The 15,655-nt window shown below is 67.1% G+C and carries 14 protein-coding genes; 10 read left to right on the top strand and 4 right to left on the bottom strand.

Features of this window, described 5'->3' with window-relative positions; translation table 11 throughout:
- Positions 1-16: 16 nt before the first annotated feature.
- Positions 17-1,018, top strand: a complete 1,002-nt coding sequence (locus ACFWF1_RS07555; RefSeq protein ID WP_379290835.1) for a polysaccharide deacetylase family protein — start codon at positions 17-19, stop codon at positions 1,016-1,018.
- A 104-nt stretch (positions 1,019-1,122) separates the two neighbouring features.
- Here ACFWF1_RS07555 and ACFWF1_RS07550 read toward each other — a convergent pair whose 3' ends face one another.
- The 3 genes from ACFWF1_RS07550 to ACFWF1_RS07540 all read right to left on the bottom strand — a co-directional run bounded on the left by ACFWF1_RS07550 (position 1,123) and on the right by ACFWF1_RS07540 (position 4,962).
- Positions 1,123-3,204 carry a family 2A encapsulin nanocompartment cargo protein cysteine desulfurase gene (locus ACFWF1_RS07550; protein WP_379290837.1) on the bottom strand — a complete coding sequence of 694 codons (2,082 nt, stop codon included), beginning with the start codon at positions 3,202-3,204 and terminating at the stop codon, positions 1,123-1,125.
- Positions 3,176-4,108 (bottom strand): family 2A encapsulin nanocompartment shell protein, encoded by a 933-nt coding sequence (locus ACFWF1_RS07545; RefSeq protein WP_357383968.1) that lies wholly within the window; start codon positions 4,106-4,108, stop codon positions 3,176-3,178. The genes ACFWF1_RS07550 and ACFWF1_RS07545 overlap by 29 nt, the downstream gene beginning before the upstream one ends.
- Before the next feature lie 134 nt (positions 4,109-4,242).
- Positions 4,243-4,962, bottom strand: a complete 720-nt coding sequence (locus ACFWF1_RS07540) for an SDR family NAD(P)-dependent oxidoreductase (RefSeq protein ID WP_379290838.1) — start codon at positions 4,960-4,962, stop codon at positions 4,243-4,245.
- Between the two features lie 75 nt (positions 4,963-5,037).
- Here ACFWF1_RS07540 and ACFWF1_RS07535 point away from each other — a divergent pair, with 75 nt between their 5' ends.
- Positions 5,038-5,577 (top strand): MarR family winged helix-turn-helix transcriptional regulator, encoded by a 540-nt coding sequence (locus tag ACFWF1_RS07535; protein ID WP_379290839.1) that lies wholly within the window; start codon positions 5,038-5,040, stop codon positions 5,575-5,577.
- 38 nt (positions 5,578-5,615) lie between these two features.
- Here ACFWF1_RS07535 and ACFWF1_RS07530 read toward each other — a convergent pair whose 3' ends face one another.
- A complete protein-coding gene (locus ACFWF1_RS07530; protein WP_379290841.1) occupies positions 5,616-7,121 on the bottom strand; it encodes a PucR family transcriptional regulator in 1,506 nt (501 codons plus the stop codon).
- A 162-nt stretch (positions 7,122-7,283) separates the two neighbouring features.
- Between ACFWF1_RS07530 and uraD the strand changes: the two genes are divergently transcribed.
- From uraD to ACFWF1_RS07490, 8 genes are all read left to right on the top strand, one after another.
- Positions 7,284-7,796 (top strand): 2-oxo-4-hydroxy-4-carboxy-5-ureidoimidazoline decarboxylase, encoded by a 513-nt coding sequence (gene uraD, locus ACFWF1_RS07525; RefSeq protein WP_379290842.1) that lies wholly within the window; start codon positions 7,284-7,286, stop codon positions 7,794-7,796.
- Positions 7,793-8,092 (top strand): hydroxyisourate hydrolase, encoded by a 300-nt coding sequence (uraH, locus tag ACFWF1_RS07520; protein ID WP_379290844.1) that lies wholly within the window; start codon positions 7,793-7,795, stop codon positions 8,090-8,092. Before uraD ends, uraH begins: the two co-directional genes overlap by 4 nt.
- A 3-nt stretch (positions 8,093-8,095) precedes the next feature.
- Complete coding sequence (pucL, locus tag ACFWF1_RS07515; protein ID WP_379290846.1) at positions 8,096-8,971, top strand: factor-independent urate hydroxylase; 876 nt, start codon at positions 8,096-8,098, stop codon at positions 8,969-8,971.
- Positions 8,972-8,973: 2 nt separating this feature from the next.
- Positions 8,974-9,843, top strand: a complete 870-nt coding sequence (locus ACFWF1_RS07510) for an FAD binding domain-containing protein (RefSeq protein WP_379290848.1) — start codon at positions 8,974-8,976, stop codon at positions 9,841-9,843.
- Positions 9,843-10,316, top strand: a complete 474-nt coding sequence (locus ACFWF1_RS07505) for a (2Fe-2S)-binding protein (RefSeq protein WP_379290850.1) — start codon at positions 9,843-9,845, stop codon at positions 10,314-10,316. Before ACFWF1_RS07510 ends, ACFWF1_RS07505 begins: the two co-directional genes overlap by 1 nt.
- Positions 10,313-11,656, top strand: coding sequence for an 8-oxoguanine deaminase (locus ACFWF1_RS07500; RefSeq protein ID WP_379290852.1), 1,344 nt, complete (start codon positions 10,313-10,315; stop codon positions 11,654-11,656). The genes ACFWF1_RS07505 and ACFWF1_RS07500 overlap by 4 nt, the downstream gene beginning before the upstream one ends.
- 46 nt (positions 11,657-11,702) lie before the next feature.
- On the top strand, positions 11,703-14,036 hold the full coding sequence (locus ACFWF1_RS07495) for a xanthine dehydrogenase family protein molybdopterin-binding subunit (RefSeq protein ID WP_379290853.1): 2,334 nt from the start codon (positions 11,703-11,705) through the stop codon (positions 14,034-14,036).
- A gap of 176 nt (positions 14,037-14,212) precedes the next feature.
- Positions 14,213-15,655 carry an NCS2 family permease gene (locus ACFWF1_RS07490; protein WP_379290854.1) on the top strand — a complete coding sequence of 481 codons (1,443 nt, stop codon included), beginning with the start codon at positions 14,213-14,215 and terminating at the stop codon, positions 15,653-15,655.

The following is a 15,655-nucleotide window of genomic DNA, read 5'->3' as shown; positions in this document are numbered from 1 at the left end:
GCGTACTGTTTGCCCGGTGGCGAAGAACGCGACCATCAGTGTTCGAGTTATGTTGTCGGTGCTGGTGTTGACGGCCGCGGCCTGCGCCGCGGACCCCGACCCGGCTACCCTTCGGGCGATGGCGACCGCGCCACCGTCGAGCAGTCCCGCGCCCGATCCGGCTGCGGTAAGCGCCAACGAACTCGGCGTGGTCCCGGTCCTGATGTACCACCAGCTGGCGGCCGAGCCGGACAGCGAATACGACCAGACGCCAGCGAAATTCCGCGCCGAACTCGATCGACTGCTGCGCGAGAACTACCGTCCGGTGACGACGTCGGCCTACATCTCCGGCGCCTTCGACCTGCCCGCGGGCACCCATCCGGTGGTGCTCACCTTCGACGACTCGACGCTCAGCCAGCTCACGATCACCGAGGACGGCAAGGTCGCGCCCGACACGGCGATCGGGATCCTCGAACAGTTCCGCGCCGAGCATCCCGAATTCGCGCCCACCGCGACCTTTTACGTCAACAACCAGCCGTTCGGCGACAATCCGCGCGCGCTGTCCTGGCTGGCCGCGCACGGTTACGAGATCGGCGCGCACACCGCGACGCACGCGAACCTCGCGCAGCTGGACAGCATTGGCGTCCAACGTGAGCTGGCGGACAACGTCCGCGCGATCGTGGCGGCGGCGCCGGGCCAGGTACGGACGATGGCGTTGCCGCTCGGCATCGCACCGGACGATCGCGGCCTGGCCACCGCGGGCAGCTGGGACGGAACGAATTACGTGTTCGATTCGGTGCTGCTGGTCGGTGCCGAGCCTGCTCCGTCGCCATACGGCGAACTGGACCCCACGGCCGTTCCTCGAATCCGTTCGGGCAGAACAGCGGTCGACTTCGACTCGACGTACTGGCTCGACCGGCTCGCGGCGAACCCGGAGCAGCGCTACACCTCCGACGGCAACCCACAGCAGATCTCCTTCCCTGCGCGCTTATCCGGAACGTTGAACCCGCGGTGGTCGAGTCAGGCCAAGTCGTACTGATTCCAGGTAGTAGCGGCTGCCATTGGCGCGCAGCCCTTTACGTCAGCCGCAGGGGATTGCGGCTGACGTAAAGGTGTTCGATCAGGTTCTGCCGGACGCCGCGTTCACCGCGGCGAACTAGCGGCGAGTTGTTCGAGAACGGCGACCATCCGATCGATCTCCGCACAGGTGTTGTAGAAGGCGAACGATGGACGCACCGTCGCCTCCAGCCCGAGGCGCCGCAAAATCGGCTGGGCACAGTGATGGCCCGCCCGAACCGCGATGCCTTTCTCGTTCAACGCCTTTCCGACCTCGATCGGCTCGTAGCCCGCCATGACGAAGGAGAGCACGCTCGCCTTGTCGGCGGCGGTGCCGACCAGCCGGATACCGCGCACCGCGGCGACCCGGGGTGTCGCGTACTCGAGCAGTTCGTGCTCGTAGCGCGCGATCGTGTCCATGCCGAGGCGTTCGACATATTCGATGGCGGCGCCGAGGCCGACGGCGTCGGCGATATTGCCGGTGCCCGCCTCGAATCGCCCGGGTGGCGGTTGGAACAGCGAACGTTCCAGCGTCACATCGCTGATCATGTTGCCGCCGCCCTGCCAGGGCGGAACGTCTTGCAGTATCTCGGATTTTCCATAGACGACGCCGATTCCGGTGGGCCCGAACAGCTTATGTCCGGAGAACACGAAGAAATCGGCGCCGATCGAGCGTACGTCGATGGCGGTATGCGGGACCGATTGCGCGCCGTCGACGAGGGTGACCGCCCCGGCCCGCTGCGCCTCGGCGACGATCTCCCGCACCGGCGTGATAGTGCCCAGCGCGTTCGAAACATGGGTCACCGAAACGAGTTTGGTGCGATCGGAAAGCAGTTTGGTGTACTCGCCGAGCATCAGCTCGCCGTTGTCGTCCACCGGAATGACCTTCAGCTGCGCGCCGGTCTCGGCGGCCAGCATCTGCCAGGGGACGATGTTCGCGTGGTGCTCCAGGTGCGAGATGATGATCTCGTCGCCCGCGCGAATGTTCTTGCGGCCCCACGTTTGTGCGATCAGGTTGATGCCCTCGGTCGCGCCGCGGACGAAGATGATCTCCTCGGCCGAGGACGCGCCGATGAACCGGGCCACGATATCGCGGGCCTGCTCGTAGGCGTCGGTGGACCGGGCCGCCAATTCATGGGCGGCACGGTGAATATTGGAGTTCTCGTGCTCATAGAAATGGGCGATGCGCTCGATCACCGAGCGCGGCTTCTGCGTCGTCGCGGCGTTGTCGAACCACACCAGCGGATGGCCGTTGACCTGTTCCCGGAGGATCGGGAAGTCGTTGCGCACCGCGTGCACGTCGAAGGGCGGATGCGCGTCGGGCACACGGTACGACGCGGGGATCGATGCCGCAGGACCGGCCGCATCCAGGAAATAAAAGCTCGGCGCCGGTGACGAATGCTGCGGCGCCGCATCGGGAAAGCGTTGTGGCGACAGCACTCCGCGCAACGACGGCAGCGCGGTGAGGAACGGGTCATTGTGTATGCCAGCGGTACTCACCGGCGGATGCGCAGGTTGCCCGGCCGCATCGGCCATCGGCACGTCGCGGCCCCAGCTCGGCACCGATGGCTCCGGTGTACTGCCGCCGGGTGGCGTGGTCCCCGAAAAACCCTGTGCGCCAGCAGGTACAGTGCCGCTGCCGGAGGGTGTGGTGCCGTTGACGCCCGGCACCGACGGAGCTGGAGTACGCCCGCCGGGTGGCGTGGTACTCGAAACACCCTGCACGCCTGATGTTGTCGGAGACGAGGCCGATGGCGTGCGGCCGCCGGGAGACGCGGCGCTGGAGCCGCCGAGCGCTCCAGGCACCGACGGTTCCGGAGTTCGGTCGCCGGGTGGGGTGGTGCTCGAAACACCCTGCACGCCAGAGGGTGCCGCGGCCGGTATATGTCCACCCGGATGCGTCGCACCGGAAAACCCCGGTGCGCCGGCCGCTGTCGCGGCAGGCACCGGGGACGGCACCGGCACATTCGGCGGCGACGTCGGCATATCGGGCTGCGCCACACTCAGGCCCGCCGGTGCGGCGGGCAGACCCGCCGACCCCGACGGCAGCGCCGAGAAGAACGCACCGGCAAGGCGATTGAGCGTCGCCTCGTCCGGCAGCATCCACTCGGCGCCGCCATCGTCGCCTGGGCGTGAGATGTCAGCTCCGGTAGGTCGGTGCGTAGTCATGGAACTTGCCCACCTCGGCTCCGTCGAGCACTGCCACCGCATCGTCGGTCAGAATCGCCAGCGAGCAGTACAGCGACACCAGATATGACGCGATCGCGCTGCGATCAATACCCATGAACTTCACCGAAAGGCCCGGTCCCTGTTCACCGGCCAGTCCCGGCTGATACAGCCCGATCACACCCTGACGGGCTTCACCGGTGCGGATCAGCACGAACTTGGTCTTCCCGCGTTCCACCGGAACCTTGTCCGACGGAATGATCGGAATCCCGCGCCAGGTCAGGAACTGCGACCCGAACATGCTCACGGTCGGCGGCGGCACACCGCGCCGGGTGCATTCCCTGCCGAACGCCGCGATGCCCTGCGGGTGGGTGAGGAAGAATCCCGGCTCTTTCCAGACCTTCGTGATCAAGTTGTCGAGGTCGTCCGGCGTCGGCGGGCCGGCGATCGTCGAGATCCGCTGCTTCTTCGTGGCATTCGCGATGAGACCGTAGTCCGGGCTGTTGATCAGCTCGCCCTCTTGGTGCTCCTTGATTGCCTCGATGGTGAGCCGCAACTGTTGAGCAATCTGATCGTGCGGGCTCGAATACAGATCCGAGACGCGGGTGTGCACATCGAGGATCGTGTGCACGGCCTTGAGTCGATACTCCCGCGGGTCTCGCTCGTAGTCGATAAATGTCTCCGGTAGCGGAGACTCGTCGAAGTTATCGCACTGAATATCGACGGTTTGTTCGTCGGTGACCCGGTTACGCCGGTAGATACCGGCCTCGACGGGCACCCAGTTCAACAGATGAACCAACCACCGTGGGGTGATCGACTCCATCTGCGGAACGCTCTTCGTGGCATTAGCCAGTGTCCGGGCCGCATCATCGCCCAGTGCAACCGGCCGTGGAACAGCTTTAGTCATCGAACCACCTTGGGATCGGCAAATCCACCGTTACCAGCTCGCCCATGCTAGCCCCTGTCTGCCGACTTGCCCGGATCGACCCTATTGCCCGCCTTGCACCGCGCGCCGCGCCTGGATTTCCGGACTCGCCGCACTCATCGAGTGGTGCGTTCGCCGCCGTTGACCGCAAGCACCTGACCGGTCACCTGCCGGGCCGCGGGTGAGGCGAGATAGTGCACCGCGGCGGCAATGTCATCGGGAATTCCGGCTCGGCGGGTGTGTGCCGCCGCGACGAGTGAGTCGCGCCGCTCGTCGGTCAGCTTGTCGCGGAAGAACTCCGTGTCGGAGATGTAGCCGGGGGCAACGACATTCGCGGTGATACCGCGCGGCCCCAGCTCCGCGGACAGCTGGACGTTCCATGAGGCGAGTCCGGCTTTGGCTGCGCCGTAGGCTCCCGCACCCTTGTCCGCTGCGATCGAGCCGATGTTCACCACGCACCCGCCGGCTGCCAGTCGGTCGTCCAGTGCCGTGGTCATCAGCACCGCACTGATCAGATTGGCGTCGAGGTTGGCCCGCCAGGCTTCGGCAAGACTCTTCAGGTCGGTCGGCGCATCCATGTCGAAGTCGGTGTTGCCGCCCGCGTTGTTGACCAGCACGTCGATCTCGCGGGGGAGTTGGTCGACCAGTGCCTCGATCTGCGCGGGATCGGTCGCGTCGCACACGCGTGCTGTGACACCGAGTTCCGCCGCTGTCGCTTGTAGCGCCTCGGCCCGGCGGCCGGTGATCACCACCGAATCGCCCGCTGCCGCGAAAATGCGCGCGATCGCCCGGCCGATTCCGGTGGCCCCGCCGGTTACCACGATGTTGCGTCCCATGTCGATCTCCCTCATCGAGTACATTTAGACCTAAACATAGACTTCATTTAGGTCTAAACGCAACCGAGGAGTGGCATGGACGACAACGATCCGGTCGACGCTATCGCGCTCGCGTGGCTCCGTGAACGGCCGGGCACGCCGGTCGACGGCATCGGCGTCGTGACGCGAATATGGCATCTGGCCAAGGCTTTTGGCGACGACCGACGCCGAGTGCTGGCCGCCGAGGGTGCCGACGCGGCCACCCTCGACCTACTCAGCGTGCTGCGCCGCAGCGGTCCGCCGTACCAATTGACCACCCGTGAACTCAAAGAACGCACCATGCTCACCGCGGGCGCGATCTCCCAGCGGGTCGCCCGCGCCGAAGGGGAGGGCCTGGTCACCAGGACAACACTCGACGACGGTTCGCGTGGCGTGGTCGTCGCACTCACGCCGGCCGGGCACGCTCTGGTCGAGCGATTGGTCGATCAAGTGCTCGCCCGCGAGCTCGACCTGCTCTCCGGTCTGACCGCCGAACAGCAGGCAGTCCTGACCGACCTGCTCCGCATCCTGCATCAGGACCTGATGCCGCGCCTCGGCCTCGGCAAGATCATCCAGGTCGGTGGCATAGCACCGTAGCGGTTGAAGCTGTTGGGCGCCAAGCGGATCGGCGCGACTCAGCGCAAGGCCAGCGCGAGGAAGAAGTCGACGCGGTCTTCGAGGCGGGACAGGTCGCGGGCGGTGAGTTCTTCGATGCGCTGGATGCGGTAGCGCAGGGTGTTGACGTGCACGTGCAGCAGATCGGCGCACTTGGTCCAGGAGCCCGAGACCTCCAGGAAGGTCTCCAAGGTGTGCACCAGGTCGGCGCGATTGTCCTGGTCGTAGGTGGTGAGCGGATCGAGCAGGCGCAGGCGGAACATGCGGCGGACCTCGTCGGGGACCGAGGCGAGCAGCAGCATGTGGGTCGCGAGCTCGTCGTGGCCGACGACGCTGGCGGGTTGCAGTCGGCCCGCGGCCATCCGCCGGGCGTAGCGGGCTTCTTCGACGGCACCGCGCAGGCCCTCGCCGTCGACCACGCCGCTGACGCCGACGGATAGTCGGCTGCCGCGTAGTCCGGGTTCCAAAGCGGTTACCGCACGGTTGATTTCGTCGATCACGGGAGTATCCGGACCTGCCGGAATCAGCGCGATCGCCTCGCCGTCCACCACACCGGCGGCAGGCCTTCTGCCGAACAGGATTTCGCGCAGCAGCACCCGTAACTCGCCGGGCCGCAACGTGTCATCGGCGGCGGCAGCGACCGCGATATAGGTCTCGGCGGGCCCGAGCCCGGTGAGTTCCAGCCGCGAGATGATCTCGGTCGGCTTGGCGTCGGACACGATCAACTCGACGAGTTCCTGCGCGAGCCGCCCCTCGGCGCTCTGCCGATCGTCCTGTCGCGCGCGTTCCAGCGAGACGACCGCGGCGAGTTCGCCGGCCAGCGCGCGCCGCTCCTCGGGCCATTCGGTGTAGTCGCCCTCGAAGACCAGGAACCAGTCGGCGGCCCGCGATGTCCGATGCTCATCCACGGCGAACAGCGAAAACCGGCTGCTCTCATGCAGAAACGTGACCGGCAGTCGACGGGCGCTGAGAAACGCCGTGGTCACCTCGACCGGTGGCGGCGTGCCCGGCCCGGCCACCGCGCGTCCGGTGGAGGACACCACCCAACATCGCATGCCGAGATCGCGTTCGATGAGTTCCAGCACCGAGCCGAGTCCGGCACCCGAGACGAGCTGGCGATGCCGGTCCAGGATCGCGGTCAGATCCGCGGCCCGCCCGGTCGACAAGTTACGGGTTATCTGTTCGGTGACCTGGGCGAACGCGACATTCTCCGGGACCCGGAACAGCGGAATCCGATGCTTGCGGCAGGCCTCGACCACATCGGGCGGCGCACCCCCGTATCTGGCGTCACCAGCGGCCATCCCCGCCACCCCGGCCTGAGCGAGTGCCCGGACGAACACCTCGCTGTCGGCGGGATCATGCCGCCACTGCAGGCCGGTGAGCACGAGCTCGCCTCCGGACAGGTAGCGACCAGGATCGAGCATGTCCGTGGTCACCACCCAACGCACGAACCGGTCCAGCTCTTCCTCGCCGGTGACGAGCTCGAGCCCCAGGTCCGCCATGGTCAGCAGTGATCGAAGGCGCACGCTGCGAAGGCTAACAGTCGCACCCCTGGTAAATGCCCTTGGACATTCGCACAAAGAGTTGGGTGTGAACTGTCGCACAGTTCAGATTTCTCGTTTCTAGCTGCGATGTTCCTCGGCGGGTGTACTTGCGGAACAGATTGGTGAACCCCGACAGGAGATCAGATGGCAGGCGACATCGGATGGCTCAACGCGTTGCCGCCGGACCGGGCCGAGCAGGAATTGCTGACCTGCTGTGCGTCCAAGCAGTGGGCACAGAAGGTGGCGGCCTCGCGGCCCTACCCCGACGCCGCGAGCGCCACCGCCGCCGCCGTAGCCGCGGTGTGTGAGCTGGGCTGGCCGGATGTGGAGGAAGCGCTGTCGGCGCATCCGCGCATCGGCGACCGGGCCAAGGCGGAGCTGTCCGAGCGGGAGGCGGCGTGGTCGCGCGGTGAACAGTCCGGCGCCGCGACCGCGGACACCGCGGTGCGCACCGAGCTCGCCGCGGGCAATCTCGCCTACGAGGAACGCTTCGGCCATGTCTTCCTGATTCGCGCCACCGGGCGCAGCGCCGCGGAGATGCTCACCGAGCTGCGCAAGCGCCTGGCCAACTCGGAGCTCGACGAACGCATCAAGGTGCAGAGCGAACTCGCCGACATCACCCGCCTGCGTGTGCGAAAGCTGCTGGGGGAGCAGTGAGTCTGTCCACCCACGTGCTGAACGCGGTGACCGGTCGCCCCGCCGCGGGGCTGCGGGTGCAGCTGTCGCGCGCCGACGGCGCCGTGCTCGCCGAGCGGCACACCGACGACGACGGCCGCATCAAGGACCTGCCCGCGCCCGAAACCGGCACGCACCGGCTGACTTTCGACACCGGCGAGATCAGCCCCTTCTACCCCTCGGTCGCCATCGACTTCACCGTCGCCGACCCGGCCGCGCACTACCACGTGCCGCTGCTGCTCAGTCCGTATTCCTACTCCACCTATCGAGGTAGCTGAACAATGTCGATCAAGCTCGGACCGAACCGATATGGCAAAGCGGAGACCCATGTCGTCAGCGTGACGAAAAACGGTGGCGTGCAAGAGATCCGAGACCTCAATGTCGGCGTCGCGCTCTCCGGCGACATGGATGACGTGCACCTGACCGGCGACAACGGCGCGGTGCTGACCACCGACACGCAGAAGAACACCGTGTTCGCGTTCGCCAAGGAACACGGCATCTCCTCGCCCGAGGCGTTCGGTGTCCTGCTGGCACAGCATTTCGTCGATTCGCAGCCGACCATTCACCACGCACGGGTCAGCGTCGAGGAATACGCCTGGGAACGCATCGTGCTCGACGCGAGCACCGACCGGCACTCGTTCGTCCGCTCCGGCCAGGAGGTGCGCACCGCGCGGGTGCACTACGACGGCGAAAACGCCTGGGTCGTCGCGGGTTTGCAGGGTCTGGTGGTATTGAACTCCACCGGTTCGGAGTTCCACGGCTACCTGAAGGACAAGTACACGACGCTGCAGGAGGCCTACGACCGCGTCCTCGCCACCGAGGTCAACGCGGAGTGGCGCTTCACCGGCGAGCCGAGCGACTGGGACAAAACCTACCGCGAGGCCAGGCGCGCGCTGCTGGAGGCGTTCGCCGAAACCTACAGCTACTCACTGCAACAGACCCTGTACGCGATGGGCGAGCGTGTGCTCAACACCTGCCCGGAGATCGGCGAGGTCCGGCTGTCGCTGCCCAACAAGCACCACTTCGTCGTCGACCTGTCCGCCTTCGGACTGGACAACGACAACGAGGTGTTCTACGCCGCCGACCGCCCCTATGGCCTGATCGAGGGCACCGTGCTGCGCGAGGACGCGCCCGCCGCCGGGCCCGCGTGGGAGTGACGATGGATTTCCTACGACCCACCAGCTGGGCGGACGCCTTGGACATCAAGGCAGGCCGCCCGGACGCCACCCCCATTCAGGGCGGCACCGACATGATGGTCGAACTCAACTTCGACAAGGGCCGCCCGAGCGCTCTACTCGACCTGAATCCGTGCCGGGAGTTGTTCGACTACACAGAGATCGACGGCAAGATCCGGATCGGCTCCGGCGTGCCGTACGTCCGGATCATCAACCGGCTCGGCGGGCAGCTGCCCGGCCTGGCCCAGGCCTCCCGCTCGGTCGGCTCGCCGCAGATCCGCAACCGCGGCACCGTCGGCGGCAACCTCGGCGGCGCCTCGCCCGCCGGTGACGCCCACCCGGCGTTGCTCGCGGGCAACGCCGTGGTCGAGGTCGCGTCGGCGGCCCGCGGCACCAGGATGATCCCGATCGACGACTTCTACATCTGGGTGCGCAAGAACGCCCTGGAAGCCGACGAGCTGATCAGCGGGGTCTGGCTGCCGCCCGCCGAAGGGCCGCAGTACTTTTCGAAGGTCGGCACCCGCAACGCCATGGTGATCGCGGTGTGTTCGTTCGCCATCGCGCTCTACCCGAGCACCGGGACGGTGCGCACCGGCATCGGCTCGTCCGGCCCGACGCCGCTGCGCGCCCAGCCCGCCGAGGAATTCCTGGCCACGCAGCTGCCGTGGCACGATCCGGCGCCGCTCGCCGACCGGGTGCTGCGCGAGTTCGGCGCGCTCGTCGCGGCCGCCGCCAAGCCGATCGACGACGTCCGTGGCACCGCCGATTACCGCAAGCACGCCTTGTCGGTGCTGGCCCGCCGCACCCTCGGCTGGGCATGGACGGACCACCTAGCAGAAAGGAAGGCAGCCTGATGCGCGTGACCTTCGACGTGAACGGCTCGACGGAGACCGTCGACGACGTGTGGGAGGGCGAGAGCCTGCTCTACATGCTGCGCGAGCGGATGGGCCTTCCGGGTTCCAAGAACGCCTGCGAGCAGGGCGAATGTGGTTCCTGCACGGTCTATTTGAACGGCACGCCGGTGTGTTCCTGCCTGGTGGCGGCCGGTCAGGCCGAGGGCTGTTCGGTGCGGACCGTGGAAAGTCTGGCACGGGGCGCGAAACTGGATCCGATGCAGCAGGCGTTCGTCGAAGCGGGCGCGGTCCAATGTGGTTTTTGCACACCGGGTCTCATCGTGCAGGCACACGACCTGATCGAGCACAATCCCGATCCCTCGGATGTGGAGATCCGCGAGGCACTGGCCGGAAACCTCTGCCGCTGCACCGGATACGAGAAGATCCTCGACGCCGTGCGGCTCGCGGCCCAGCGGAAGGCGGCGGCGCAATGAAGACTGTCATCGAAAACGCTTACATCGCACCGGTGGTCGGCCCGGAGATCGCGTCCGGGTACCTGGTGCTCGCGAACGGCCGGATCGAATCCCTCGGCGCGGGACCGGCACCCATCGTGCCCGACGCGCAACGTATCGACGGCACCGGCTGCCTGGTCACACCCGGCCTGGTCAACACCCACCACCACCTCTACCAATGGGCGAGCCAGGGCCTGTTCCAGGACTCGACGCTGTTCGAATGGCTGACCGGTCTCTACCGGCTCTGGGCCGGCATGGACGCCGACGTCGTATACGGCGCGGCCGCAGCGGGATTGGGCTGGCTGGCGTTGACCGGCTGCACCACGAGCAGCGACCACCACTACGTCTTCCCGAAGGGCCGCGGCGACCTGTTCGACGCCGAGGTCCGGGCCGCACACGAGCTCGGCATCCGGTTCCATCCGTGCCGCGGCTCGATGGACCGCGGCCAGTCCGACGGCGGGCTGCCGCCGGACGAAGTGGTCGAGGAGCGCGACGAGATCCTGCTCAACACCTCGGAAACCATTGACAAGTACCATGATCCGTCGTTCGACTCGATGCTGCGGGTCGCCGTCGCACCGTGCTCGCCGTTCTCGGTGAGCGAGGGCCTGATGACCGACGCCGCGCTGCTGGCGCGCACCAAGAACGTCCGGCTGCACACCCACCTCGCCGAAACGCTCGACGAGGAAGAACACTGCCGTGAGCAGATGGGTTGCACCCCGGTCGAATACATGGAGAAGCTCGGCTGGCTCGGCGAGGACGTCTGGTTCGCGCACGCGGTGCACCTGCACGACGCCGACATCCGCCGCTTCGCCGAAACCGGTACCGGCTCGGCCCACTGCCCCAGTTCCAACGCTCGCCTTGGGGCGGGTATCGCCCGCGTCTCCGAGCTGTTGCGCGCGGGCGCGCCGGTCGGCCTCGGCGTCGACGGCGCGGCGTCGAGCGAGCTCACCTCGATGGCGGGCGAGATGCGCCAGGCCATGCTGTTCCAGCGTGCCGTGCACGGACCGACCGCACTGACCGCCCGGCAGGCGCTGGAGATCGGAACCCTTGGGGGCGCCCGCAATCTCGGCCGCCAGCAGGAGATCGGCAGCCTGGAGGTCGGCAAGCTCGCCGACATCGCGATGTGGCGGGTGGACGGATTCCGGGCCGCTGTCGAAGACCCGATCTGCGCGCTGGTCTTCGGACCGACGCCGCCGCTGGCCAGGCTGCTCGTCGGCGGCCGCACCGTGGTCGAAAACGACGAACTGCGCACGGTCTCGCACGACCAGGTGGGTCGCGCGGGTGCCGCCGCGCGCAAACGGCTGATGCGGGGACGGGCATGACATCACCGAGTGGCTGTACCGACGCCCGCCGGCGAGAGGAGAAGCGATGACCACCGCACGCACCACGCGATTCCCCGGCGAGGTCGCCGCGCCGGGCAAGGGCGGCATCGGCGAAAGCCCGCTGCGGCCGGACGGCAACCTGAAGGTCAAGGGCGAGTTCGCCTATGCCTCCGACCTGTGGATGGACGGCATGCTGTGGGGCGCCACTCTGCGCAGCCCGCATCCGCGCGCCCGCATCGTCAGCATGGACATCACCCATGCGCTCGCGCTGCCCGGCGTGCACGCGGTGCTCACCCATGAGGATGTGCCGGGACGCAACGTCTACGGCCTCGACCACACCTGGGACCAGCCGGTGCTCGCCATCGGCGAGGTCCGCCACCACGGCGAGCCGATCGCGCTCGTCGCCGCGGACCACCCGGAGATCGCGCGCCGCGCCATCGAGGTGATCGCGATCGAGTGGGAGGTGTTGACGCCCGTCACCGATCCGCTCGCGGTGGTCGCCGATCCAGAATCCAACAAGGTGCAGGAGCGCGGCGGAATCGCCAGGCATCAGCCCGTCCGGGTCGGCGATATCGCGGTCGGTCGCGCCATGTCCGACGTGGTGGTTCGCGGCGACTACGAGGTCGGCATCCAGGACCAGGCGTTCCTCGGCCCCGAGGCGGGCCTGGTGGCGCCGGGCGAGGACGGCGGGCTCGACTTCTATGTCGCGACCCAGTGGATGCACAACGACCTCAAGCAGATCGGTCCCTGTCTCGCGCTGCCCGACGACAAGATCAGGATGACCCTGGCCGGAGTCGGTGGCGCGTTCGGCGGCCGCGAGGACCTGTCGATGCAGATCCACGCGGGCATGCTCGCGCTCTACACCGGCAAGCCGATCAAGATGATGTACAACCGCGAGGAATCCTTCTTCGGGCATGTGCACCGCCATCCGGCGAAGATGCGGTACGAATACGGCGCGACCAACGCCGGAAAGATCGTTTTCGCCGAGGTGCAGATCGTGCTCGACGGCGGCGCCTACACCTCCGCGACGCTCAATGTCACCGGTAACGCGTCCTCGCTCGCGGTGGGCCCGTACGAGATTCCGCACATCAAGATCGACGCCTACGGGGTGTACACCAACAACCCGCCCTGCGGTGCGATGCGCGGATTCGGCGCGGTGCAAGCGTGTTTCGCGCACGAGTCGATGATGGACAAGGTTGCCGAGGCACTCGATCTCGACCCGATCCACGTTCGGCAGGTCAATGCGGTCGCGCAGGGATCGAAACTGGCGACCGGGCAGATCGTGCACGCGCCGATGCCGATGGTCGAAATGCTCGGCCAGGCTCAGGCGATGCCGCTGCCCGCGCCGCTGGACGCCTCCGATATCCGGAACCTGCCCGGCGGCGTCTCGCAGACCACGCACGGCGAGGGCGTCGTGCGCGGCATCGGCTACGGCGTCGGCATCAAGAACATCTGCTTCTCCGAAGGCTTCGACGACTTGTCCACGGCTCGGGTGCGGCTGGAAGTCATCGGCGGCGAACCGGTGGCGTTGGTGCACACCGCCGCGGCCGAAGTCGGCCAGGGCCTGGTCACGGTCGAAGCGCAGATCGCGCGCACCGAACTCGGCATCGAGCGGGTGACCATCCACCCGGCCGACAACCAGGTCGGCGACTCCGGTTCCTCCTCTGCGTCTCGACAGACCTACATGACCGGCGGCGCGGTGAAGGCCGCGTGCGAAGCGGTACGGATGCGGGTACTCGCGCTCGCCCAAGGACGTTTCGGCGCCACCCGCGGCCTCCACCTCGTCGGCGGCAAAGTGGTCTCCCGCGACGGCGAGGTCTACGCCGCCATCGTCGACCTGCTCGGTGACGAAATCATCGAGGAGACAAGGGAATACCACCACAAGCCGACCACCGGCATGGATCCCGTGACCGGACAGGGCAACAGCCACACCCAACTCGCCCTATGCGTGCACCGGGCCGTGGTGGATGTCGACACCGAACTCGGCCTGGTCAAGGTCGTCGCCCTGGACGCCGTCCAGGACGTAGGAAAGATCATGAACCGCTTGTCGCTGGAGGGGCAGATCCACGGCGGCTCCACCCAGGGCCTCGGCCTGGCGGTCATGGAGGAAATTCAAGTCCGTGACGGAAAGGTGCTCAACCCGTCGTTCACCGACTACCTGATCCCCACGATTCTCGATACGCCGCCACAGCGGCTGGAGATTCTCGAAAACGCCGACCCGCACGCCCCATACGGGCTGCGCGGCGCCGGAGAGCCACCCACGCTCTCCTCGACACCCGCGATCGTCTCGGCCATTCGGGACGCATGCCGATCCGCGGGCGGAACCGTGCACATCAACCGAGTGCCGGTGCGTCCGGAAGACATCATCCGGAGCAGTTGATCAACAGGGGCTGTGTCTCTTCGTGTCAACGAGATGGTTCGTTCCAGCGGCGGGTCCGTTCGACCGCGGCTTCGTCTCCACGACACAGCGCAGGCCCCACAACAGCAGAACCGAACCACGCGATCCGGCCGTAACGGCCGGTTCGTAGGTCGGCCATGCCCCGAGGAGGGCACGCCATGACCCAAGTCCAGACCCACTCCTCCGTCCCGGAGCCGGTCACCGGAAGGTCCCCGCTCGACCGATATTTCCGGTTGAGTGCACGCAACACCACCATCTCCCGCGAAATACGCGGCGGTATCACCACTTTCGTAGCGATGGCCTACGTTATCCTGCTCGTCCCGCTGATCATCGGCGGGGTACAGGACATCGACGGCAACAGCCTGAGCATCGCCCAGCTCACCACCGCGACCGCGTTCTCGGCCGGGCTCAGCACCATCCTGATGGGCCTCGTCGGCAACGTGCCGCTCGCCCTGGCCGCCGGCCTCGGCGTCGTTCCGGTGGTCGCCTTCCAGGCGGCTCCGCACATGACCTGGCCGCAGACCATGGGCCTGGTGGTGCTGATGGGCGTGATCATTGTGATCCTGGCCGCGACCGGCCTGCGCACGATGATCATCAACGCCATCCCGCTCTCGCTCAAGAACGCCATCGGCGTCGGGATCGGCATGTTCATCGCGATGATCGGCCTGGTGTCCGCGGGCGTGGTCGGCCATGGCTCGCAGACCGGGCCACCGGTCACGCTCGGCGTCGCCGGACACCTCTCGGGTTGGCCGGTGGTGATTTTCGCCGTCGGACTGCTGCTCATGCTGGCGTTGTTCATCCGAAAGGTGCCCGGTGCCATCCTGATCAGCATCGCCATCGCCACAGTGCTGGCCATCGCGGTCAACTCGCTGGCGAAGATCGATCCGAAGACGTGGGGGCCGGTCGTGCCGGAGACGCCGAAGGGTTTCTTCGCCGCGCCGGACTTCGGGTTGTTGCTCCACATCGACCTGATCGGCGGATTCGCCAGGGCGGGTGGGCTTGTCGCGGGCGTCGTGCTGTTCACCCTGGTACTCACCGGGTTCTTCGACGCCATGGGCACGGTGTTCGGGGTCTGTGACGAGGCGGGACTGCTAGACGAGCGCGGCACCATGCCCGGCCTCGGCAAGGTGCTGACCATCGACGGTGTCGCGCAGGTGATCGGCGGAATCAGTGGCGGCGCGGGCAATACCGTGTATGTCGAGTCCGCGACGGGCGTCGGTGAGGGCGCGCGTACCGGGCTGGCCAGCGTGATGACCGGTGGATTGTTCTGCCTCGCAGTGCTGTTCACCCCGCTCGCGGCCGTGGTGCCGATCCAGGCGGCCGCACCGGCCCTCGTGCTGGTCGGTGCGCTGATGATGACCCAGGCCCGCAAGATCGACTGGGCCGACCTGGAAGTCGCGGTGCCCGCCTTCCTGACCATCGTGCTGATGCCGTTCACCTACTCGATCACCAACGGCGTGGGCGCGGGCGTCATCGCGTTCGTAGTGATCAAGGCGGCGCGCGGCAAATTCAGCGAAATCCACTGGCTGATCTGGGTTGTCGGCGTCGTGTTCGCCGGTTACTTCGGCATCACGGCCATCGAACTACTGCTCGGCGGATAG

The organism is Nocardia sp. NPDC060255 (assembly GCF_042727395.1).
Lineage (GTDB): Bacteria > Actinomycetota > Actinomycetes > Mycobacteriales > Mycobacteriaceae > Nocardia.
The sequence above is the reverse complement of the archived record's forward strand: the minus strand, read 5'-3'. Positions and strand labels throughout refer to the sequence as shown.

Bases quoted from the DNA above. Each gene is read 5' to 3' on its own strand.
- ACFWF1_RS07505 (WP_379290850.1), top strand. From the start codon at position 9,843: ATGCGCGTGACCTTCGACGTGAACGGCTCGACGGAGACCGTCGACGAC.
- ACFWF1_RS07540 (WP_379290838.1), bottom strand. From the start codon at position 4,962: ATGGGACGCAACATCGTGGTAACCGGCGGGGCCACCGGAATCGGCCGG.
- ACFWF1_RS07545 (WP_357383968.1), bottom strand. From the start codon at position 4,108: ATGACTAAAGCTGTTCCACGGCCGGTTGCACTGGGCGATGATGCGGCC.
- ACFWF1_RS07500 (WP_379290852.1), top strand. From the start codon at position 10,313: ATGAAGACTGTCATCGAAAACGCTTACATCGCACCGGTGGTCGGCCCG.
- ACFWF1_RS07510 (WP_379290848.1), top strand. From the start codon at position 8,974: ATGGATTTCCTACGACCCACCAGCTGGGCGGACGCCTTGGACATCAAG.
- uraD (WP_379290842.1), top strand. From the start codon at position 7,284: ATGGCAGGCGACATCGGATGGCTCAACGCGTTGCCGCCGGACCGGGCC.
- ACFWF1_RS07495 (WP_379290853.1), top strand. From the start codon at position 11,703: ATGACCACCGCACGCACCACGCGATTCCCCGGCGAGGTCGCCGCGCCG.
- ACFWF1_RS07490 (WP_379290854.1), top strand. From the start codon at position 14,213: ATGACCCAAGTCCAGACCCACTCCTCCGTCCCGGAGCCGGTCACCGGA.
- ACFWF1_RS07550 (WP_379290837.1), bottom strand. From the start codon at position 3,204: ATGACTACGCACCGACCTACCGGAGCTGACATCTCACGCCCAGGCGAC.
- ACFWF1_RS07535 (WP_379290839.1), top strand. From the start codon at position 5,038: ATGGACGACAACGATCCGGTCGACGCTATCGCGCTCGCGTGGCTCCGT.
- pucL (WP_379290846.1), top strand. From the start codon at position 8,096: ATGTCGATCAAGCTCGGACCGAACCGATATGGCAAAGCGGAGACCCAT.